Source organism: Rhodococcus aetherivorans (assembly GCF_025722975.1).
Lineage (GTDB): Bacteria > Actinomycetota > Actinomycetes > Mycobacteriales > Mycobacteriaceae > Rhodococcus > Rhodococcus aetherivorans.
This window is the reverse complement of the sequence record NZ_CP106982.1, coordinates 4,929,220-4,950,375: the sequence shown is the minus strand read 5'-3', so window position 1 is coordinate 4,950,375 and position 21,156 is coordinate 4,929,220. Positions and strand designations below refer to the sequence as shown.

The following is a 21,156-nucleotide window of genomic DNA, read 5'->3' as shown; positions in this document are numbered from 1 at the left end:
GGGATTCCTGTCAGCGGAAGGCGTTTTCGCCGGTGAAGGCCTGGCCGAGCACCAGCTGGTGCATCTCGGGGGTGCCCTCGTAGGTGAGCACGGACTCGAGGTTGACCATGTGCCGGATGACGGGGTACTCGAGGGAGATGCCGTTGCCGCCGAGAATGGTTCGCGCGGTGCGGCAGATCTCGATGGCCTCGCGGGTGTTGTTGAGCTTGCCGAAGCTCACCTGCTCGGGCCGCAGCCCGACGCTGTCCTTGAGCCGGCCGAGGTGCAGCGACAGCAACTGGCCCTTGTGCAGTTCGACGGCCATGTCGGCGAGCTTGGCCTGGGTGAGCTGGAATCCGCCGATGGGGCGGCCGAACTGGGTGCGCTGCATCGAGTAGTCGCGGGCGGCCTCCCACGCCGAGCGCGCGGCGCCCATCGCGCCCCAGATGATGCCGTACCGCGCCTCGGACAGGCTCTGCAGCGGCGCCTTGACGCCCTTGGCCTCGGGCAGCAGCGCGTCGGCGGGCAGGCGCACGTTGTCCAGGACGAGTTCGCCGGTGACCGAGGCGCGCAGCGACAGCTTGTGCTTGATGGTGTGGGCGCTGAAACCGGGTGTGTCGGTGGGCACGACGAAGCCACGGACGCCCTCGTCGGTGTTCGCCCAGACCACGGCGACGTCGGCGATGGAGCCGTTGGTGATCCACATCTTGCGACCGTCGAGAACCCAGTCGGATCCGTCCCGGCGGGCGCGGGTCTTCATCGCCCCCGGGTCGGAGCCGACGTCGGGTTCGGTCAGGCCGAAGCAGCCGATGATCTCGCCCGCCGCCATGCCCGGCAGCCAGCGCTGCTTCTGCTCCTCGGAACCGTTGTTCCAGATCGAGAACATCGCGAGCGAGCCCTGCACCGAGACCAGGGAGCGGATGCCGGAGTCGGCGGCTTCCAACTCGAGGCAGGCGAGGCCGTAGTGCACGGCGGACGAGCCACCGCACCCGTAGCCCTCGAGGTGCATACCGAGGAGGCCGAGCTTGCCGAATTCGCGGGCGAGGTCGCGCACGCCGGGCAGGTCGCCGGCCTCGAACCACTCCGCGATGTGCGGAGTGACGTGCTCGGCGCAGAACTTGCGAACGGTGTCGCGGACGGCGAGCTCGTCGTCGGAGTAGAGCGAGTCGATGGCGAGCGGGTCGAGGGCGTCGAACTTGGGGAGGGTGGTGGCGGTGCTCATCGGGTCATCCTCGAGTCGGAGGGAGCGGAGAAGAGGCCGGCGGCGAACTCGGCCGCGGCGGCTTCGGTGGCCTTGTAATGCAGCTTCTTGCCGGTGGGGGAGACGGGCAGGGTCTCGACGAACCGGTAGGCGCGCGGCCGCTTGAACGACGAGAGCATCGGGTGGGAGCGGCAGTGGGCGTCGAGGTGATCGACCGTCAGCGAGGGATCCTCGGCGACGATGTAGGCGACGACGATGCGTCCCCACTTCTCGTCCGGGACGCCGACGACGAGCGAGTCCTGCACCTGCGCATGGGCGTTGAGTGCCTCTTCCACCTGCACCGGGTGGACGTTCTCGCCGCCGGAGATGAGCATGTCGTCCTTGCGTCCGACGATGGTGACGAACTCGTCGGCGTCCCAGGTGGCGAGGTCGCCGATGTGCAGCCAACCCTGGTGGAACTTGGCCCTCTCCTGGTCGGGGGTGTCGAAGTAGGCGTTGGCGCACTTGGGGGAGCGGACGATGACCTCACCGACGTCGTGGCCGTCGTGGGCGACGACGTCGTCGGGGTCGGCGAGCCGGTCGGGGTAGACGTGGACGACGCGGACCTCGTCGTCGGTGCAGGCGCGGCCGGCGCTGCCGGCGCGGTCGGGCAGGTCGGCCGGCCGCAGGAAGGTGTTCCAGAAGGCCTCGGTGGTGCCGTAGCCGTTGAAGATCCGGGGGTTGAGCACCTTCTGGTAGCGCAGCGCCGCCTCCTTCTCGAGCGGCGCGCCCATCGTGACGATGCCGCGCAGGCTGGACAGGTCGCGCGGGCGCGCCTCCTGGGCGGCGGCGAGCATGGCGAGATTGGTCGGTGCGCCGATGAGGAAGGTCAGTCCGTACGCGGCGACGAGGTCGAGGACCCGGTCGGCGTCGAACGACCGCAGCGGCACCACTTCACCGCCGACGTAGAACGTCGGGTTGGGCCCGCCCGCGTGCAGGCCGCCGCGGTGGAACCACGGGGTCATGTTGAGCGTCTTGTCGTCGGGGCCGAGCGGGAAGTGCATGATCACGTCGTGGGCGCTGAAGATCTCGATCATGCTGTTGAGCGGCACGCCCTTCGGCATGCCCGTCGTGCCGGAGGTGTAGAGACGGGTGGTCTCGTCCCACACCGTGCGATGCAGCGGCGGTAGCGCGATGCGGTCGGCGGCCAGGTGCCGGTACCGCATCACCGTGACGCCGGTGACTTCGACGGTGTCGCCGTCGCCGACGGCCACGATCACCCTCGGAGTGTGCGCTGCGAGCCGCAACGCCTCCTGCACCATGTCGGTGAGTTCGGTGTCGTAGACGAATACCGCAGGGGTGCACTTGTCGAGGACGAACGCCGTCTCGCCGGCCGCCAGGCGGAAGTTCACCGGCGAGCCGACCGCCCCGACGGCCTGCGTGGCGAGGTAGAGCTCGGCGAATTCGACGCCGTTGAACAGCTGGTAGGCGACGACGTCCCCGGTCTGCACCCCCGCGTCCGCCAGGCCCGTCGCGATCCGGTCGACGCGCTCCCCGAGCTGCGCGTAGGTCCACTGCCGCCCGGTGCCGGGGTCGCTCAGGGCGACCTGGTGTGCGTAACGCTTGGTGTTGCGCCGGAATCCGTTGAGGTACGTGAAGTCGTTCTCGAAGTACTCCCGGTAGGCCCGGGCGTTGTACGACGCGGTCATGGTGTCCGTCCTCCCTCGCGTGTCCGCGGTCAGCCGGCCATCGTGAGGCCGCCGCTGACGCTGATCACCTGACCGGTGACGAACGACGCGGCCTCCGACGCGAAGAACAGCACGGGGGCGGCGACTTCGTCGGGCCGGGCGAGCCGGCGGAACGGGATGGCCTTGATCAGTGCGGCCTTGAGCTTCTCGTCCTGCGCCTGGAACAGCGGGGTGTCGGTGGGGCCGGGGCACACGCAGTTGACGTTGATGCCGTGCCGCGCCATCTCGCGGGCGAGGGACTTGGTCAGCGCGATGACGCCGCCCTTCGCCCCGGCGTAGATCGACTCGCCGGAGCTGCCGACGCGGCCGGCGTCGGAGGCGAGGTTGATCACGCGGCCGCCGTTGCCGGCTTCGATGATGCCGGGCAGGAAGGCGCTGCACACGTGCACCGGGCCGAGGTAGTTGATCGCCACGACCTTCTGCGCGAATTCGGGTGTGGCGTTGAGGAACTGATCGGTGCGGTCCCAGCCGGCGGCGTTGACGAGCACGTTCGGCACGCCGACCTCGGCGTGGGTGCGCTCGCGCAGCTCGTCGACCTGGGCCCGGTCGGCGATGTCCACCGGCAGGGCGGTGATCAGCTCGGGGTACTCCTTGGCGGTGGCCTCGGCGGCGGCGAGGTCGAGGTCGGCGGCGACCACGCGGTCGCCCTGTGCGGCGAAGGCCAGTGCGATGGCCTTGCCGATGCCGGAGCCGGCGCCGGTGACCAGTGCGATGTTGCTCATGAGGGGTCCTCTCGGGGAATCCGAAATGGGGAGGGATCAGGCCTTGACGAACTTGGCGAAGTCGGCGGGCCGCTTCTCGGCGAACGCGTTGGCGCCCTCGAGGCCCTCGTCGGACTTGCCGAACAGGTCGAGCGCCGACATCGCGAGGTTGCTCAGGCCGGCCTGGTGGTCGGTGTCCGCGTTGAACGACTGCTTGAGGAACTTGATGGCGGTGGGGCTCTTCTCGGCGATCTCGGCGGCGATCGCCTTGGCCTCGTCGAGCAGCTTGTCCTGCGGCACGACCCAGTTGACCAGGCCCCAGCGCTCGGCGGTGGCGGCGTCGTACTGGCGGCACAGGTACCAGATCTCGCGGGCGCGCTTCTCGCCGACCACGCGGGCGAGGAAGGCCGAGCCGAAACCGGCGTCGAACGATCCGACCTTCGGGCCGGCCTGGCCGAACTTGGCGTTCTCCGAGGCGATCGTGAGGTCGCACAGCACGTGCAGCACGTGTCCGCCGCCGACGGCGACTCCGTTGACCGCGGCGATGACCGGCTTCGGGATGTCGCGAATCAGCTTGTGCAGGTAGCCGATCTCGAACATGCCGCTCTCGGTGGGGCCGTAGTCGCCGGTCTCGGCGCGCTGCTTGACGTCGCCGCCGGTGCAGAACGCCTTCTCGCCGGCGCCGGTGAGGATGATCGCCGAGACCCGGCTGTCGGCCCACGCGGCGCGGAACGCCTTGATGAGCTCCTCGACGGTCTTGCCGCGGAACGCGTTGTAGCGGTGCGGGCGGTCGATCGTGATGATCGCCGCGGGGCCGTCGATCTCGTAGGTGATGTCCTCGAACACGGTCATGATGACTCCTCGTCAGCGCAGGTCGGGTCAGGAATTGAAGTTCTGTTCATGAGTGATGAATTGTGCTTCACTAACTATGAACGTACATTCACTACCGGAGGGTGTCAAGGGTCACACGGCCCCCGGTTTCGGAAGGGAGATCTACGGATGATCGACGTCTACGTCGTCGACGGAGTCCGCACACCGCAGGGCCGCTACGGCGGCGCGCTCGCCCCGGTGCGGCCCGACGACCTGGCCGCACTCGTCGTCGGCGAGGCCGTCGCGCGCAGCGGCGTCCCGGCCGACGCGATCGACGAGGTGATCCTCGGCGCCACCAACCAGGCCGGCGAGGACAACCGCAACGTCGCCCGCATGGCGGTGCTGCTCGCCGGCCTGCCGCAGACCGTCCCCGGGTACACCGTCAACCGCCTGTGCGCGAGCGGGCTCACCGCTGTCGCCTCCGGGGCCCAGGCCATCCGGTCCGGGGAGGCCGACATCGTCGTCGCCGGCGGGGTCGAGTCGATGACCCGGGCGCCGTGGGTGATGAGCAAGCCCGGCACGCCCTGGGCCAAGCCCGGCGCCGTCTTCGACACCGCCATCGGCTGGCGGTTCACCAACCCGCGCTTCGACGACACGACCACCCTGTCGATGGGCGAGACGGCAGAGGAGGTCGCGGCCCTGCACGGCATCACCCGGGAGGCGAGCGACGCGTTCGCGGTCCGCAGCCACCGGCGCGCCCTCGCCGCCATCGACGCCGGCCGGTTCGAGAAGGAGATCGTCCCGGTGCCGGTACGCGACGGCGTCGTCGACGTGGACGAGGGCCCGCGGCGCGGGACCGACGAGGAGAAACTCGCCCGCCTGAAGCCGGTGTTCCGGGCCGGCGGCATCGTCACCGCCGGCTCGTCGTCGTCGCTGTCCGACGGCGCGTCCGCGCTGGTGCTCGCCGGCGCCGACGCGGTGCGCCGGCACGGGCTGACGCCGCGCGCCCGGATCGTCGGCAGCGCCTCGGCGGCGCTCGCCCCGCACATCATGGGCCTCGGCCCGGTCCCCGCCACCCGCAAGCTGCTCGACCGCACCGGCTGGACCCTCGACGGCATCGGCGCGATCGAGCTCAACGAGGCCTTCGCCGCCCAGTCGCTCGGCGTCATCCGCGAACTCGGCCTGGACGAGGACCTCGTCAACGCGGACGGCGGCGCCATCGCGCTCGGTCACCCGCTCGGCTCGTCCGGGGCGCGCATCCTCGTCACCCTGCTCGGCCGCATGGAACGCGAGGGCGCGGCGCGGGGCCTGGCCACCCTGTGCGTCGGTGTCGGCCAGGGCGTGTCGCTGGCGGTGGAGGCGCTGTGAGCGACCACATCATCTCGACGATCCGCCCGGGCGGTGCGGTACGGGGCCGTGGACAGGTAGAAACGCATGACCCGATTCCTGGAGAAGAGGACCAGCAGATGACAGGACTTCCCGACCGTGTTGCCGTGATCGGCGGAGGCCGCATGGGCGTCGGCATCGCCCATGCCTTCGCCGCGCTCGGCGCGACCGTGACCGTGTCCGAGACCGGCGACCTGGATGCCGCGCGAAAGCGGCTGACGGACAGCCTCTCCCGCGCGGCCGAGCGCGGCAAGCTCGTCGATCCGCTCGACGTGGTGGCCGGCCGGGTCGCGTTCGTCGCGTCGGTGGCCGAGCTGCCCGGCGACACCCGGCTGCTCGTCGAGGCGGTGCCCGAGGATCCCGGCCTGAAGAGGCGCGTGCTCGCCGACGCCGAGCGCGTCGTGCCCGACGACGCGGTGATCGCCACCAACACCAGCTCGCTGTCGCCGACGGAGCTGGGCGCCGCCCTGAGGAACCCGTCCCGGTTCCTGGGCATGCACTTCTTCAACCCGGTGCCCGCGTCGGAGCTGGTGGAGATCGTGCGCGCCGAGACGACCTCCGACGCGCTGGTGCGCGACGTCGCGGGCTGGGTAGAGCTGCTCGGCAAGACGCCCGTGGTGGTGCGCGATTCGCCGGGCTTCGCCACCAGCCGCCTCGGCGTGCTGCTCGGCCTGGAGGCGATCCGAATGCTCGAGGAGGGCGTGGCCGACGCCGAGTCGATCGACCGGGCAATGGAATTGGGGTACAAGCATCCGATGGGCCCGCTGCGCTCGACGGATCTCGTGGGCCTGGACATCCGGCTGGCCGTCGCGGAGTACCTGCACGGCACCCTGGGGGAGCGGTTCGCGCCGCCGCAGTTGCTGCGCGACAAGGTGGCCCGCGGCGAGCTCGGCCGCAAGTCCGGCCGCGGCTTCTACGACTGGAGCTGAGCGGGCAAGGATCCGACGTCCACGCACGAACGGGGGCGGGTCCGTAACCACGGACCCGCCCCCGTTCCGGGTGCGGTCAGTCGACGGTCACCATGGCGGGCTCGGCCGCCCGGTGCGTCCCGCTCGGGCTTGTCGCGAGGGTCTCGTGACGGGTGGGCACCAGCACGGTGAGGCCCGCGCCGAGCAGCGCAATGCCCGCGAAGATGTAGAAGGCGATGTTGCTGCTCAGTCCGGCGCCGAGGATCAGCCCACCGACGAGCGGCCCGAAGATCCCGCCGAGACGGCCGAATCCGGCGCACCACGCGACGCCGGCGGCGCGTGCCGTGGTCGAGTAGTAGTTGGCGACGAAGCCGTAGATGAGGATCTGGGTGCCGATCCCGCCGATACCGGCCGCCGCGACCGCGCCGAGCAGCACCGCCAGCGGCAGGTCGAGGGTGAGCACGATGAGCGACAGCACCGCGAGCAGGAACGTGCCGACGATGACCCGCTGCGGGCCGGTGCGATCCGCCGTCCGGGAGGCGAGCACAACGCCGGCGATCGCGCCGCCGTTGAGCACCAACAGGAATGCCAGCGAGTTCTTCGCGTCGAACCCGGCGTTCTCCATGATCTTCGGCAACCAGGTGTTGAGCCCGTACGTGAGCATGATGCCGCCGAAGCTCATCAGGCCGAGCAGTGCGGTGCCGAGCGCGTACCGGCGGGTGGCCAGCGCGGCGAATCCGACCTTCTGGGCACCCGCCCGCTCGACGACGAGTTCTTCGGCTGTCGGAGAAGGGATGCCGGTACGTGCGGTGATCGCGTGGGCCTCGTCGATCCGGCCACGGGCGACGAGCCAGCGGGGCGACTCGGGAAGCCTCAGCAGCACGAGCGGCAGCAGGACCACGAGGGGCAGCGCTCCGATCCAGAACAGGCCGCGCCAGCCGATGGCGTCACGCAGCAGCAGGGCGAGCAGCGACGCCATGACACCGCCGAGGGGGACGCCGCAGTAGACGATCGCGTTGTACATGTTCTTCTTGCTGGGCGGCGCGAACTCGGCGACCACCGCGCCGGTGGTGGCGATGAGTCCACCCACGCCGATGCCGGTGAGCAGTCGCATGGCGCCGAACATCGTCACGGAGTGGGTCATCGCCGCGGCAGCCATGCCCACCGAGAACCACGTGATGCTGATCAGTGTCAGCTTTCGGCGGCCGACCCGGTCGCCGAAGGCGCCGGCGAGCAGGGCGCCGATCAGGACCCCGACCAGGGCGTACGAGCCGAGCACCCCGGCCTGTTCGGCAGAGACGGCACCGAGCTGGGTCGGATCCTTCATGAGGATCGGGAGGATGGTTCCGTACACGACCAGGTCGTATCCGTCGAAGACGAGCGCTGCCGTCGCGAGGGCGACGATCCACGTCACCGAGCGTCGATGCTGCGTACTGGTCCAGTCGGCCGAGACAGGGGGCATGAGAACTCCGTGTGTGTCAGGGGGCGAGTTTTCGCCGGGGCGGGTCGGCCCCGTCGGAGCGACAACGATGAGTGAACAAAAATTCGTAGTGGATGAATGCTCATTCATTGTGTTCGACCAGAACGGTAGTGTGGCGCGCGTCACTCTGTCAAGGGTGCGCGTCGAGGCCCTGCCCGGGGTTCCCGGCCGGGGCCTCTACGGCCGATCACGCACAACGCTCGACTGGGAGACCCCAGCCGAGCGTTGTGCGTGATCTACTACCGCCTGACTACCCGCCGGTGTGGCGACGACCCCCCTCCGGCTCCGCCGGCGATCCCGGGCCCGCCGTCCTGGACGGTCTACAGGAAGGCGCTGATGCCGGTCTCGGCGCGGCCGATGAGCAGCTTCTGGATCTGGCTGGTGCCCTCGTACAGGGTCATCACGCGGGCGTCGCGCATGTACTTGGCGACGGGGTACTCGTCGACGTAGCCGTACCCGCCGAAGAGCTGGATCGCGTTGTTGGCGGCTCGCACCGCAGCCTCGCTGCAGAAGTACTTCGCCTTGGATGCGGCGGTGCCGAACGGTTCTCCGCGCTCGATGAGGTCGGCTGCCCGCCAGGTCAGCAGGCGGCCGGCGTCGGCGTCGACGGACATGTCCGCGATCAGGTCCTGGATCAGCTGGTACGAGGCGATGGGCCGGTCGAACTGCTTGCGGTTCGTCGCGTAGTCGACGGCGGCCTCGAGGCAGCCCTGGATGATGCCGACGCAGCCGGCGCCGACCGAGACCCGGCCCTTGTCCAGCGAGTGCATGGCGATCGAGAAGCCTTGGCCCTCCTCGCCGAGCAGCGCGCTCGCGGGCACCTTCATGTCGGTGAAGTACAGCTCGGCGGTGGCCTGGCCGCGCAGGCCGAGCTTGCCGTGGATCTCCCGGGCTTCGAAGCCCGGGGTGTCGGTGGGAACGAGGAAGGCGGACACGCCCTTCGGGCCGGGACCGCCGGTGCGGGCGAAGACCAGGCACAGGTTCGCCCAGGTTCCGTTGGTGATGAAGATCTTCGACCCGTTGATGATGTAGTGGTCGCCGTCGCGCACCGCGCGGGTCTTCAGGTGGCCGGGGTCGGAGCCGTTGTCGGGTTCGGTGAGACCGAAGCATGCGAGCGCCTCACCCGAAGCGATGCGTGGCAGCCACTCGTGCTTCTGCTCCTCGGTGCCGTGGGACAGAATCACCTTGCCCACCAAGCCCATCGAGACGGACACGATGCCGCGCACAGCGGAGTCGGCGCGGCCGAGTTCCTCCATGCCGAGGCAGTAGGTGATGTAGTCGCCGCCGAGGCCGCCGTACTCCTCGGGGATGGTCAGCCCGAAGAACCCGATCTCGGCGAGCTTGGGCACGATCGAGATGTCCACCGATTCGGCGCGGTCCCATGCGGCCCGGTGCGGGACCACCTCCTTGTCGAGGAACTCGCGTGCGAGTTGCCGGAAACTCTGCTGCTCCTCCGTCAACGCCAGATCCATGTCGACTCCTTGCTGGGGCACCACCGGGGCCTTCGGGGCGGGGTGCGTCGGATTTCGAAAAGCACACGAGCAAAATGAATGCTCATTCACTTGAGGTGAATATACGTTCGTTTCTCGGGGGGTGTCAAGGGTGCGGTGCAGGGCACGCGAGTATCGGTGCCCGGTGGGCTCGGACACCGGGCACTCGGATCGTGCGGCGGCGCCCACCGCCCGTCCGGGTCACAATCGACGGGTGAACGGGACCTGGATCCTCCTCGTCGTCATCGCGGCCGTCGCAGTCACCGGACTCGCGAACCGCGGAAACCTCCAGGCCCCGCTGGTCCTCGTCACCATCGGCTCGATCGCCTCGTTCCTGCCCGGCATGCCGCGGCTCGAGCTGCATCCGGACATCATCCTCGGGGTGGTGCTGCCGCCGCTGCTGTACTCGGCGGCGCTGCGCTTCTCCGTGGCGACCTTCCGCCGGCACCTCGCGCCGATCCTGCGGCTGGGTATCTTCACCGTCCTGGTCACGGCCTTCGCCGTCGCGTTCTCCGCCTCGGCGCTGGTGCCGGATCTGACCCTCGGCGCCGCACTCGTGCTCGGGGCCGTGGTCGCGCCGACCGACGCGGTCAGCGCCGTCGCCGTCGGACAGCGACTCGGACTGCCCAAACGCGTCATCGCGGTCCTCACCGGTGAGGGTCTGGTCAACGACGCGACCGCGCTGACCCTGTTCACCGTCGCGGTCTCCGCCGTCGCCGGCACCCGGGTGCTGGTGGACTCGCCCGTGGTGTTCTTCGGGTACGAGGTGGCCGGCGGCGTGGCGATCGGATTGCTGCTCGCCGTCGTGGTGCACCGGGTGCGCGGCCGCATGTACGACTCGCCGCTGGAAACGGTGCTGGGACTGGTGCTCCCGTTCACCGCCTACCTGGCCGCCGAGGAGATCGAGGCGTCCGGTGTGCTGGCCGTGGTCGCAGCCGGCCTGTACATGGGGCACCGGGCCACCGACGCGTCCGTGGCGACGCGCATCCAGGAACGGGCGGTGTGGGAGAGCCTCGACGTGCTGCTCGAGATGTTCGTCTTCGCCTACATGGGACTGCAGCTGAAGTTCGTGATCGACGAGGTCCGCGAGAGCGGTCTCGACGTGCACCGCGCGTTCCTCTACGCGTTCGCGGTGCTCGGTGTGGTGATCGCGGTGCGGCCGCTGTGGGTGCTGCTGCACTGGGCGCGTCGCCGCCTCACGCGGGAGGTCGGGCTCGACCGGCTGGGGCGCGACCAGTTCACCGGCCGTGAGTACCTGGTGATCTCGTGGGCCGGGATGCGCGGTGTGGTGACCCTCGCGGCCGCCGGGGGCGTGCCGCTCGTCCTGGCCTCCGGCGAGCCGTTCCCCGGTCGCGAGACGATCCAGGTGATCGCCTTCGTGGTCGCGGTCGGCACCCTGCTGATCCAGGGGGCGACGATGCCGGCCCTCATCCGGGTGCTGAACGTCGCCGATCCCTACGAACGGCTGTATGCCCAGGAGCAGATGGAACGTGCGCGGACCATCTCCGGCACTGCCGCCGAACAGCACCTCGCGCTGCTCGCGAAGAATCCGCCCGACGGCGTCGACGCCGAGGCGCTGCAACGCATCCTCGCCCGGGTGAACCGGTCCATGAAGGCCCGCCTCGAAGCGCAGCAGGCCGAGGAGGCCGGTGAGCACGAACCGGCCGTGCCCGACTCGGGCACCCTGTTCGAGAAGCTCCGGCGCTCCGTGCTGCGCGCCCAGCGGCAGGCCCTGATCGCGGCACGCGACAACGGCGACCTCGACGACGAGACGCTCCGCACGGTGCTCGAGGGACTCGACGTCGAGGAGGCGGCCGCGGAGGAACGGCTCAACCGGCGCACCCGGTACTGACCGGGCCCCGGACTGCCGACATCCGCGTTTTCCCGCCGGGGCGGGAGCAGACGATTCTAGGATTCCTTATGGCCGTCGAATCGGTTCCCGAGTCCCCGCCCCGGATCGAATACCTGCGCACGGATCCCGACCTCCCGCCGGTCGGCATCGTCGACCGTTCCCCGATGCCTTCGTCGGCCCGCGTCGTGTTCGTCGTGCTGGCGCTGCTCGGTGGTGTCGCCTGGACGATGATCGCGGTGGTCCGCGGGGAGAACGTCAACGCGGTCTGGTTCGTGATCGCCGCGGTGTGCACGTATCTGATCGCCTACCGCTTCTACGCCAGGCTGGTCGAGAGCAAGATCGTCCAACCGCGCGACGACCGGGCCACCACGGCGGAGATCCTCGAGAACGGAAAGGACTACATCCCGACGGACCGGCGGGTGCTGTTCGGACACCACTTCGCCGCGATCGCCGGCGCCGGTCCTCTCGTCGGTCCGGTGCTCGCCGCGCAGATGGGGTACCTGCCGGGCACCCTGTGGATCATCCTCGGCGTCGTGTTCGCCGGTGCGGTGCAGGATTTCCTGGTGCTGTCGATCTCGTCGCGGCGCCGCGGGCGCAGCCTCGGTCAGATGGCGCGGGAGGAACTGGGCGTCGTCGGCGGAATCGCCGCCATGGTCGCGGTCTTCGTCATCATGATCATCCTCATCGCGGTTCTCGCTCTGGTCGTGGTCAATGCGCTCGCCGAGAGCCCATGGGGTCTGTTCTCCATCGCGATGACCATCCCCATCGCCCTCTTCATGGGGGTGTACCTGCGTTACCTGCGGCCGGGCCGGGTCTCGGAGGTCTCGCTCATCGGCGTCGCACTGCTCCTGCTGGCCATCGTCGCCGGCGGCTGGGTGGCCGAAACGGACTGGGGAGCCGAGTGGTTCACCCTGTCCAAGGTCACCATCACGTGGCTGATGATCGCGTACGGATTCGCCGCCTCGGTGCTACCGGTGTGGCTGCTGCTGGCGCCGCGAGACTACCTGTCCACGTTCATGAAGGTCGGGACGATCGCGCTGCTCGCCGTGGGTATTCTCATCGTCCGCCCGACCCTGCAGATGCCGGACGTCACCTCCTTCGCTCTCGAGGGCAACGGCCCGGCCTTCGCCGGATCGCTGTTCCCGTTCCTGTTCATCACCATCGCCTGCGGCGCACTGTCCGGCTTCCACGCGCTCATCTCCTCAGGCACGACCCCGAAGCTGCTCGAGAAGGAGAAGCAGACCCGGCTGATCGGGTACGGGGGCATGCTCACCGAATCCTTCGTGGCGATCATGGCGCTGATCACCGCCTGCGTGATCGATCAGCATCTGTACTTCGTGCTCAACGCCCCGGCCGGCGTGACCGGAGGCACTCCCGCCACTGCGGCGGACTACGTCAACGGCCTCGGACTGGGTGCCCCGGATATCACCCCGGAGGCCATCTCCCAGGCCGCCGCCGACGTCGGGGAGGACTCGATCATCTCGCGCACCGGCGGCGCCCCGACCCTCGCGTTCGGGATGTCCAGCGTGCTGAGCGACCTGTTCGGTGGCGACGCGCTGAAGTCGTTCTGGTACCACTTCGCGATCATGTTCGAGGCCCTGTTCATCCTCACGACCGTCGACGCCGGCACCCGCGTCGCCCGCTTCATGCTCTCGGATTCGCTCGGCAACTTCGGGGGACCGGCCCGCCGGTTCAAGGACCCGTCGTGGCGTCCGGGCGCGTGGCTGTGCTCGCTGCTGGTCGTGGCCGCGTGGGGTGCGATCCTGCTGATGGGCGTCACCGATCCACTCGGGGGCATCAACACCCTCTTCCCGCTGTTCGGCATCGCCAACCAGCTGCTCGCCGCGATCGCCCTGACGGTCGTGCTCACCGTGGTGATGAAGAAGGGCCTGTTCAAATGGGCATGGATCCCGGGCGTTCCGCTCGTGTGGGACCTGATCGTGACGATGACCGCCTCGTGGCAGAAGATCTTCTCGGGGGATCCCGCGATCGGGTACTGGACCCAGCACTTCGACTTCCAGGCCGCCAAGGACGCCGGGGAGACCAGTTTCCGGTCCGCGACGAGCCCCGCCGCGATCGACGCGGTGATCCGCAACACCTTCATCCAGGGCACACTGTCGATCGTGTTCGCGAGTCTCGTGCTGATCGTCGCCGTCGCGGGAGCCATCGTGTGCGTCAAGGCGTTCCGGGCCGGAGGGCTGCCCACCACCGAGGCTCCCGACGTTCCGTCGAAGATCTTCGCCCCGGCCGGGTTCGTACCCACGGCCGCCGAGAAACGAATACAGCACCAGTGGGACGTGCTCATCGCGTCCGGACGCGTGCGCGCCCCGGGCGCCGCGCACATCCGTCCCGCTCGCGGCCCCCGCTCGGAGCCGACCGGAGCGCACCATGAGTAGGGTGCTCGCCGCGCTCGCCGCGCGGGGACGAACGGTGCGCTGGTGGATCGGAGCGCTGATGGGCGACCACGACTACGCGCGGTACGTCGCCCACCTGGAACGGCTGCACCCCGGAGCCGAGATCCCCACCGAACGCGAGTACTGGCGCACCCGTTACGCCGCCGCGGACGCGAACCCGGGGGCACGTTGCTGCTGAGGCCTGTGCGGGCACCGGCCGGCGCCGCGCCGATCCGCGTGCACCCGGCCACCGTGTACCCCGCAACGGCGTCGCTGCGGTGGCCTAGCGTGAACCCATGATGAGTCCGCTCGACCGCCTGCGTGCCCTGTGCACCGCGCTTCCGGACGTCACCGAACGCGTCAGCCACGGCGAACCGGCCTGGTTCGTCCGCCGCTCCCCGCAGTTCGCCACCTTCGCCGACCACCACCACGACGACCGTGTCGCGTTCTGGGCGGCCGCACCCGCGGGCGCACAACAGGATTGGATCGAGCGGGACCCGGATCGCTTCTTCCGGCCGCCGTACGTCGGCACCCGTGGCTGGATCGGGGTCCGCCTCGACGGCCCCGGCGCCACCGGCGACGCCTTCTGGGACGACGTCGCGGACATCGTCGAGGACGCGTACCGCACCGTCGCGCCGAAGACCCTCGTCGCGCGGCTCGACGCCGAGCCGGGACCGGACCCGCGGTGAGCGCAACCCTCGCCGCGCTCCTGGCCGTCGCGTTGCTCGTCGTCGCCGGCGTCACCGTGCTGTGGCTGCGCACCCGGCGTGGCCTGACCACACCGGCCGAACGTGCCGTGCACGCCACCCTGCACACCGCGTCGCTGGCCGCGCGGCCGCTGCGCCGGGGCCTCGACGCGACGTCCGCGCAGGAGGCCGCCCCGCACCTGCGCTCGCTCACCGGCACGTCGTCCGTCGCGCTCGTCGACGCGGACGGCACCCGCCTGGCGTGGAGCGGCCCCTTCGAAGGGCTGTCCGCCCAGTTGCTCACCGCCGCGAAGCGCGCGATCGCCGACGACCGGCGCGTCCTCGTCGGGCACGGCGACCTCCAGCGCGGTCCCGACGAGCAGGCCGCGCGCGCCGTGATCGTGCAGCCGCTCGTCATCGACAACGTCGGGGTCGTCGGTGCGCTCGGCGTCGTGACCACCACCGAGCCCGGCCCGGCTCTGCTCGGCGTGCTCACCGAGGTCGCCCGCTACGCCTGCAGCCAGATCGAACTCGCCGAACTCGACGCCTCCCGCGCCCGCCTCGACCGCGCCGAGGTGCTGGCGCTGCGCGCTCAGATCAGCCCGCACTTCATCTACAACGCCCTGGGCACCGTCGCGTCGTTCGTGCGCACCGACCCCGAACGCGCCCGCGAACTGCTCCTCGAATTCGCCGACTTCACCCGGTACTCCTTCCGCGCGGCCGGGGAGTACACGCTGCTCGCCGACGAACTGCGCAACATCGACCGGTATCTCACGCTCGAGCGGGCCCGGTTCGGCAACGCCCTCGAGGTGCGGCTGCAGGTCGCGCCGGAGGTGCTCAACGTGGTGCTGCCGTTCCTCGCCCTGCAGCCCCTCGTCGAGAACGCCGTGCGGCACGGCATCGCGGGCAAGAGCACCCGCACCGGCACCATCAGCATCGTCGCCGCGGACGAGGGCACCGACTGCGTCATCAGCGTCGAGGACGACGGCGTCGGCATGGATCCCGAACTCCTGCGCTCCGGCGATCTCGACGCCGTCGCCGAGGGACAGGGGCGCACCAGCGCCAAGGAGGCGGCGCACGTGGGACTGGCCAACGTCGACGATCGCCTGCGCGCAGCGTTCGGCAACGACTACGGCCTCGTCGTCGAGACGGCGCCGGGGGCCGGAACGAAGGTCAGCATGCGGGTGCCGAAGTTCCGGCCCGGGATACGGGCATGACGCGACCCTTCCGCCACCCGGCCCCGCTCCGCGCGAGTGGACCGGTCCGCTCCGCGCGGACGGTCCGGCATGGCACGATGGACCGGCTGTGAACGACACCACCGACACCCTCACCGTGCTGGCCGTCGACGACGAACCGCCGGCCCTCGACGAGCTCGCGTACCTGCTGCGGCGACGCGAGGAGATCGGCCATGTCCACACCGCGGGCGAGGCGACCACCGCCCTGCGGCTGCTGCGCGACGGTGGGATCGACGCGGTGTTCCTCGACATCAACATGCCCGGCCTCGACGGCCTGGAGCTCGCCGGCATCCTGCGCAACTTCGCGAACCCGCCCGCCGTCGTGTTCGTGACCGCGCACGACGACCGTGCGGTGGCGGCCTTCGACCTCGGCGCGGTCGACTACCTGCTCAAACCCCTGCGCGAGGAACGTCTCGCCGAGGCGGTGCGCCGCATCGCCGAGCGCCGCCGCACCCGCGAAACCGAATCCGCCGCCGCGGGCGCGGCCGCGGCGGACGAGGTGATCCCCGTCGAACTCGGCGGCGTGACCACACTGGTGCCGCGGTCGTCGGTGCAGTGGGTCGAGGCCGACGGCGACTACGCACGCCTGCACACCGGCACCGGCTCCCACCTGGTGCGCATCCCCATCTCCACCCTCGAGAGCCGCTGGGCCGACGCCGGGTTCCTGCGGGTGCACCGCTCCTACCTCGTGTCGCTGCCCCTGGTGACCGGCATTCGCAGCGTCGGCTCCGGCCTCGTCGTGTGCCTGCGGGCCGAGGAGGGCAAGCCGCCCGTCGAACTGCCGGTGAGCCGTCGCCACACCCGCGAGCTCAAGGACCGCCTGATCCGCGGACCGATGCAGACCTGGACGACCAGATGAGTCCGTCCGGCAACCCGCCGCCGCATGGTTCGGGCGGCCCGCCGCCGCGTGGTTCGGGCGGCCCGCCGCCGCGTGGTTCGGGCGGCCCGCCGCCGCGTGGTTCGGGCGGCCCGCCGCCGCGCGAACGGGTGGTGCTCGCCCAGCGCCGCGGCGCCCGCATGGTGCGCACCCGCGTGGAGGTCCAGGAACAGACCGAGGTCGGGGAGGCCATGGTGCGCGGCCTGGTCCGAGCCCAGCTCGGCCTCGCCGCGCGGCTCTCGCTCGTCGCGGTGTGCCTGCTGTGTGCCCTGCCGCTGCTGTTCCACTTCGTGCCGCGCCTGACGGACCTGACGGTGCTCGGCATCCGGTTGCCGTGGCTGCTGCTCGGATTCGTCGGATACCCGCTGCTGCTCGGCATCGGCGGGCTCTACGTCCGCCTGGCCGAACGCAACGAGCAGGACTTCACCGACCTGGTCGACGACTGAGCGGCTCATGGATACCGGTTCGATCCCCGTCGTCACCGTCATCGGGCTCGTCGCCGCAGCCGCCGCCACCGTCGCGATCGGCATCTACGGAGTCCGGCTGGCCCGCACCACCTCCGACTTCCTCATCGCCTCCCGCAGCGTCGGCCCCCGCTGGAACGCCGCCGCCATATCCGGTGAATACCTCTCCGCCGCCTCGTTTCTCGGAGTGGCCGGGCTGATCGCCAAGTACGGCGCCGACGCCCTGTGGTATCCGGTGGGCTTCACGGCGGGCTACCTGGGCCTGCTGCTGTTCGTCGCCGCGCCGCTGCGCCGGTCCGGCGCCTATACGGTGCCCGACTTCGCGGAGTTCCGGCTCGGCGCGCGATGGCTGCGCACCCTGGCGATGGTGATCGTCGCCGTCGTCTGCGTGCTCTACCTCGTCCCCCAGTTCCAGGGCGCGGGACTGACCCTGAACATCCTGCTCGGCGTCCCCGACTGGGTCGGCGTCGTCGCGGTCGGCTTGATCGTCGTCGGCAACGTCGTCGGTGGCGGCATGCGCTCGATCACCTTCGTCCAGGCGTTCCAGTACTGGCTCAAGCTCACCGCCGTCGCGGTGCCGGCCCTCGTGCTCGCCGTCCACTTCCTCGACGACGACCGCGCCGTCGGGCAGCCGGCGCCGCCGACGGTCACCGAGCGCACCACCGTCGACGTCACCACCGACGTCGTCGTCCAGGTCGGCGAGCCTCTCGAGGTCGCCGCCACCGGACGGGTCGACGGACGGACCGTGGACGGCACCGTGCTGCTCGCGCCCGGCGAGCACGAGGTGGCCGCCGGCACGGCGCTGGTGCTCGAGCCCGGCGCAGCCGTGCCGGTGGTGGCCGGGGCACCCGCCACCAACGACGACTGGGCCGCGCCCGGCGGCGGGATCGGCGGCGCGCACCCGATGTTCCAGGTGTATTCGCTGATCCTCGCCACCTTCCTCGGCACCATGGGGCTGCCGCACGTGCTGGTGCGCTTCTACACCAACCCCGACGGGCGTGCGGCCCGCATGACGTCGCTCGCGGTGATCGCCCTGCTCGGCGTGTTCTATCTGTTCCCGACGCTGCTCGGGGTGTTCGCGCGCCTGTACGTGCCGCAACTGCTCATCACCGGCCGCTCCGACGCGGCCGTGCTGCTGCTGCCGGGGTCGGTCCTGTCCGGCTGGGGCGGCCAGCTGCTCGCCGCGCTCGTCGCCGCCGGCGCGATCGCGGCGTTCCTGTCCACGTCCTCGGGGTTGCTGGTCAGCGTCGCCGGCGTGCTGTCCACCGACGTGCTGCGGGGGCGGGTGCGGGACTTCCGGATCGCGGCCGTCCTCGCCGGCCTGGTGCCGCTCGGCCTGTCGCTGGCGGTGACGTCGCTGGACCTGTCGCGGGCGGTAGGTCTGGTGTTCGCGGTGGCCGCCTCCACGCTGTGTCCGCTGCTGATGCTCGGCATCTGGTGGCGCGGGCTCACCGCGGCCGGGGCGGCCGCCGGCATGGTGGTCGGCGCGGTGGTGGCCGGCGGCGCGGCCCTGGTGGTCGTGCTGGTGCGCATCGACCCCGGGACGGGCGGAGGCTGGCTCGCCGCCGTCATCGGCTACCCGGCCGCCGTGAGCGTGCCACTCGCGTTCGTCACCATGGTCGTCGTCAGCCTCGCCACCCGATCCCGCGTCCCGGCGGACATCGGTCGCGTCTTCTCCCGCATGCACGTGCCCGAGCGGCTGGGGATGGGCCGGGACCGGGAGCTCGGGGCGTTCGAGGACACCGGCGACCCCGCGGACCGGCGCGGACCCGGAAAGTCGCCCCGGCCGCGAGGCCACTGAGCCGCCACTCGTCGCGCCCGGGGGACCGTTCGCCGCACCGGTCGACAGCTCGGCGTGTGACCGGTGCCACCATCTTCTCGTGTGACTCTCGTCTCATTACGGTCTACTGGTAGTACGTCTCACAGGGGCGATCCCTGAAGCCACGACCAAGGAGTCGGCAGTGACCACAGCTCACCTCGGCAAGGGCGGGGCGCTCGAGCGCCGCACGCCCGATGCGCAGGACTTCGTCGACATGCAGGCGAGTCCGGAGTTCCAGGACTTGCGCCGCCGGCTCCGGCGGTTCGTCTTCCCGATGACGGGACTCTTCCTCACCTGGTACTTCGTGTACGTCCTGCTGGCCACCTACGCCGCCGACTTCATGGCGACCAAGGTGCTCGGCAACATCAACCTCGGCCTGATCCTCGGACTCGCGCAGTTCGTATCGACCTTCGTCATCACCGCGCTCTACGTGCGGTTCGCCAACCGTGACCTGGATCCGCGGTCCGCCGCGATCCGTGAAGAGCTGGAAGGACCGGCCCAGTGACAGTTCTGGCCCAGGGTGCCACCGACGTCGGCAACCCCCTGTTCAACATCGCGATTTTCGTCGCATTCGTCGTCGTGACGATGAGCCTGGTCATCCGGGCCAGCCGCTCCACCAAGAAGGCCTCGGACTTCTACACCGGCGGCGGGCAGTTCTCCGGCCCGCAGAACGGCTTCGCGATCGCCGGCGACTACCTGTCGGCCGCGTCGTTCCTCGGCATCGCCGGCGCCATCGCCGTCTACGGCTACGACGGATTCCTGTACTCCATCGGCTTCCTCGTCGCCTGGCTCGTCGCCCTGCTGCTCGTCGCCGAACTGCTGCGCAACACCGGCCGCTTCACCATGGCCGATGTCCTGAGCTTCCGGCTCAAGCAGCGTCCGGTGCGTATGGCCGCCGCGCTGTCCACCCTCGCGGTGTCGCTGTTCTACCTGCTCGCCCAGATGGCCGGTGCGGGTGGCCTCGTCGCGCTGCTGCTCAACATCGACGGCAAGCTCGGCCAGGGCATCGTCGTCGCCGTGGTCGGCGTCCTGATGATCGTGTACGTGCTCATCGGCGGCATGAAGGGCACCACCTACGTGCAGATGGTCAAGGCCGTGCTGCTCGTCGCCGGTGCCGGCATCATGTTCGTGCTCGTGCTGCTCGCGGTCCGCGGCAACTTCTCGCAGCTGCTGGCCGACGCGCAGGCCATGGTGAACAGCTCCACCAACGAGGCCGTCGCCGGCCGCGACGTGCTCGCCCCCGGCGCCAAGTACGGCATCAGCGACATGACCCGGCTCGACTTCGTCTCGCTCGGCATCGCCCTGGTGCTCGGCACCGCCGGCCTGCCGCACGTGCTGATGCGCTTCTACACCGTGCCCACCGCCAAGGAGGCCCGGCGCTCGGTGACCTGGGCCATCGCCCTGATCGGCGGGTTCTACCTGTTCACCCTGGTGCTCGGCTACGGTGCCGCCAAGATGGTCGGACCGGACGTCATCCTCGGCGCCCCCGGCAAGGAGAACTCGGCCGCGCCGCTGCTCGCCTTCGAACTCGGCGGCACCATCTTCCTCGGCATCATCTCCGCCGTCGCGTTCGCCACGATCCTCGCGGTCGTCGCCGGCCTCGCGATCACCGCGTCCGCGTCCTTCGCCCACGACATCTACGCCAGCGTGATCAAGCGCGGCAACGCCTCCGAGGAGGATCAGGTGCGGGTCTCCCGCATCACCGTCGTGGTGATCGGCGTGGTCTCGATCGTGCTGGGCATCCTCGCGATGGGCCAGAACATCGCCTTCCTGGTGGCCCTGGCCTTCGCAGTCGCCGCGTCCGCCAACCTGCCGACGCTGCTGTACTCGCTGTTCTGGAAGAAGTTCAACACCACCGGCGCCCTGTTCAGCATCTACGGCGGCCTGGTCAGCTGCCTGCTGCTCATCGCCTTCTCCCCGGCGGTGTCCGGCAAGCCGTCCTCGATGTTCCCGAACGCGGACTTCGCCCTCTTCCCGCTCGCCAACCCCGGCATCGTGTCGATCCCGCTGGCCTTCGTCCTCGGCATCGTCGGTACCTACATCGGCCGGCGCAAGCTGGAGGACCCGGCCAAGCAGGCCGAGATGGAGGTCCGCTCCCTCACCGGTGTCGGTGTCGAAAAGGCTGTCGCCCACTAGGCAACACCCACG

Annotated in this window: 18 protein-coding genes; 12 read left to right on the top strand and 6 right to left on the bottom strand. The window is 70.2% G+C overall.

Going from position 1 to position 21,156, the window contains the following annotated elements:
• Nucleotides 1–10: 10 nt before the first annotated feature.
• The 4 genes from OCS65_RS22545 to OCS65_RS22530 are packed head-to-tail and all read right to left on the bottom strand — an operon-like array spanning nt 11 to nt 4,460.
• A complete protein-coding gene (locus tag OCS65_RS22545) occupies nt 11–1,201 on the bottom strand; it encodes an acyl-CoA dehydrogenase family protein (RefSeq protein WP_043797761.1) in 1,191 nt (396 codons plus the stop codon).
• Nucleotides 1,198–2,868, bottom strand: coding sequence for a class I adenylate-forming enzyme family protein (locus OCS65_RS22540; RefSeq protein WP_006941062.1), 1,671 nt, complete (start codon nt 2,866–2,868; stop codon nt 1,198–1,200). The genes OCS65_RS22545 and OCS65_RS22540 overlap by 4 nt, the downstream gene beginning before the upstream one ends.
• Before the next feature lie 29 nt (nt 2,869–2,897).
• Complete coding sequence (locus OCS65_RS22535; protein WP_006941061.1) at nt 2,898–3,629, bottom strand: SDR family NAD(P)-dependent oxidoreductase; 732 nt, start codon at nt 3,627–3,629, stop codon at nt 2,898–2,900.
• A gap of 36 nt (nt 3,630–3,665) precedes the next feature.
• Nucleotides 3,666–4,460 (bottom strand): enoyl-CoA hydratase-related protein, encoded by a 795-nt coding sequence (locus OCS65_RS22530; RefSeq protein ID WP_006941059.1) that lies wholly within the window; start codon nt 4,458–4,460, stop codon nt 3,666–3,668.
• A gap of 147 nt (nt 4,461–4,607) precedes the next feature.
• Between OCS65_RS22530 and OCS65_RS22525 the strand changes: the two genes are divergently transcribed.
• Both OCS65_RS22525 and OCS65_RS22520 read left to right on the top strand, forming a co-directional pair.
• Complete coding sequence (locus OCS65_RS22525) at nt 4,608–5,786, top strand: thiolase family protein (RefSeq protein ID WP_043797757.1); 1,179 nt, start codon at nt 4,608–4,610, stop codon at nt 5,784–5,786.
• 98 nt (nt 5,787–5,884) lie between these two features.
• The gene (locus tag OCS65_RS22520; RefSeq protein ID WP_050034728.1) at nt 5,885–6,733 is read left to right on the top strand and encodes a 3-hydroxyacyl-CoA dehydrogenase family protein; all 849 of its coding nucleotides are present in this window, start codon (nt 5,885–5,887) and stop codon (nt 6,731–6,733) included.
• A gap of 76 nt (nt 6,734–6,809) precedes the next feature.
• On the opposite strand, the gene OCS65_RS22515 is transcribed toward OCS65_RS22520, so the two are convergent.
• Nucleotides 6,810–8,174 carry an MFS transporter gene (locus tag OCS65_RS22515; RefSeq protein ID WP_050034729.1) on the bottom strand — a complete coding sequence of 455 codons (1,365 nt, stop codon included), beginning with the start codon at nt 8,172–8,174 and terminating at the stop codon, nt 6,810–6,812.
• Nucleotides 8,175–8,512: 338 nt separating this feature from the next.
• Nucleotides 8,513–9,664 (bottom strand): acyl-CoA dehydrogenase family protein, encoded by a 1,152-nt coding sequence (locus tag OCS65_RS22510; protein WP_006946371.1) that lies wholly within the window; start codon nt 9,662–9,664, stop codon nt 8,513–8,515.
• A gap of 232 nt (nt 9,665–9,896) precedes the next feature.
• On the opposite strand from OCS65_RS22510, the gene OCS65_RS22505 reads away from it, so the two are divergent.
• The 10 genes from OCS65_RS22505 to OCS65_RS22460 all read left to right on the top strand — a co-directional run bounded on the left by OCS65_RS22505 (nt 9,897) and on the right by OCS65_RS22460 (nt 21,144).
• Nucleotides 9,897–11,534 carry a Na+/H+ antiporter gene (locus OCS65_RS22505; RefSeq protein ID WP_029541922.1) on the top strand — a complete coding sequence of 546 codons (1,638 nt, stop codon included), beginning with the start codon at nt 9,897–9,899 and terminating at the stop codon, nt 11,532–11,534.
• 68 nt (nt 11,535–11,602) lie between these two features.
• Nucleotides 11,603–13,930 (top strand): carbon starvation CstA family protein, encoded by a 2,328-nt coding sequence (locus OCS65_RS22500; RefSeq protein ID WP_006946367.1) that lies wholly within the window; start codon nt 11,603–11,605, stop codon nt 13,928–13,930.
• Nucleotides 13,923–14,126 carry a YbdD/YjiX family protein gene (locus OCS65_RS22495; RefSeq protein ID WP_044476511.1) on the top strand — a complete coding sequence of 68 codons (204 nt, stop codon included), beginning with the start codon at nt 13,923–13,925 and terminating at the stop codon, nt 14,124–14,126. Before OCS65_RS22500 ends, OCS65_RS22495 begins: the two co-directional genes overlap by 8 nt.
• A 97-nt stretch (nt 14,127–14,223) precedes the next feature.
• Complete coding sequence (locus tag OCS65_RS22490) at nt 14,224–14,616, top strand: MmcQ/YjbR family DNA-binding protein (RefSeq protein ID WP_006946363.1); 393 nt, start codon at nt 14,224–14,226, stop codon at nt 14,614–14,616.
• Nucleotides 14,613–15,830, top strand: coding sequence for a sensor histidine kinase (locus tag OCS65_RS22485; protein ID WP_006946362.1), 1,218 nt, complete (start codon nt 14,613–14,615; stop codon nt 15,828–15,830). The genes OCS65_RS22490 and OCS65_RS22485 overlap by 4 nt, the downstream gene beginning before the upstream one ends.
• Before the next feature lie 88 nt (nt 15,831–15,918).
• Nucleotides 15,919–16,707 (top strand): LytR/AlgR family response regulator transcription factor, encoded by a 789-nt coding sequence (locus OCS65_RS22480; protein WP_006946359.1) that lies wholly within the window; start codon nt 15,919–15,921, stop codon nt 16,705–16,707.
• A 158-nt stretch (nt 16,708–16,865) separates the two neighbouring features.
• Nucleotides 16,866–17,171, top strand: a complete 306-nt coding sequence (locus OCS65_RS22475; protein ID WP_202917667.1) for a hypothetical protein — start codon at nt 16,866–16,868, stop codon at nt 17,169–17,171.
• A 7-nt stretch (nt 17,172–17,178) separates the two neighbouring features.
• Nucleotides 17,179–18,990: a sodium/solute symporter gene (locus OCS65_RS22470; RefSeq protein WP_006930241.1), complete on the top strand. Its 1,812-nt coding sequence runs from the start codon at nt 17,179–17,181 to the stop codon at nt 18,988–18,990.
• A 160-nt stretch (nt 18,991–19,150) separates the two neighbouring features.
• Nucleotides 19,151–19,513 (top strand): DUF485 domain-containing protein, encoded by a 363-nt coding sequence (locus OCS65_RS22465; RefSeq protein ID WP_006930250.1) that lies wholly within the window; start codon nt 19,151–19,153, stop codon nt 19,511–19,513.
• Nucleotides 19,510–21,144 carry a solute symporter family protein gene (locus tag OCS65_RS22460; protein WP_006930252.1) on the top strand — a complete coding sequence of 545 codons (1,635 nt, stop codon included), beginning with the start codon at nt 19,510–19,512 and terminating at the stop codon, nt 21,142–21,144. Before OCS65_RS22465 ends, OCS65_RS22460 begins: the two co-directional genes overlap by 4 nt.
• Nucleotides 21,145–21,156: the final 12 nt, after the last annotated feature.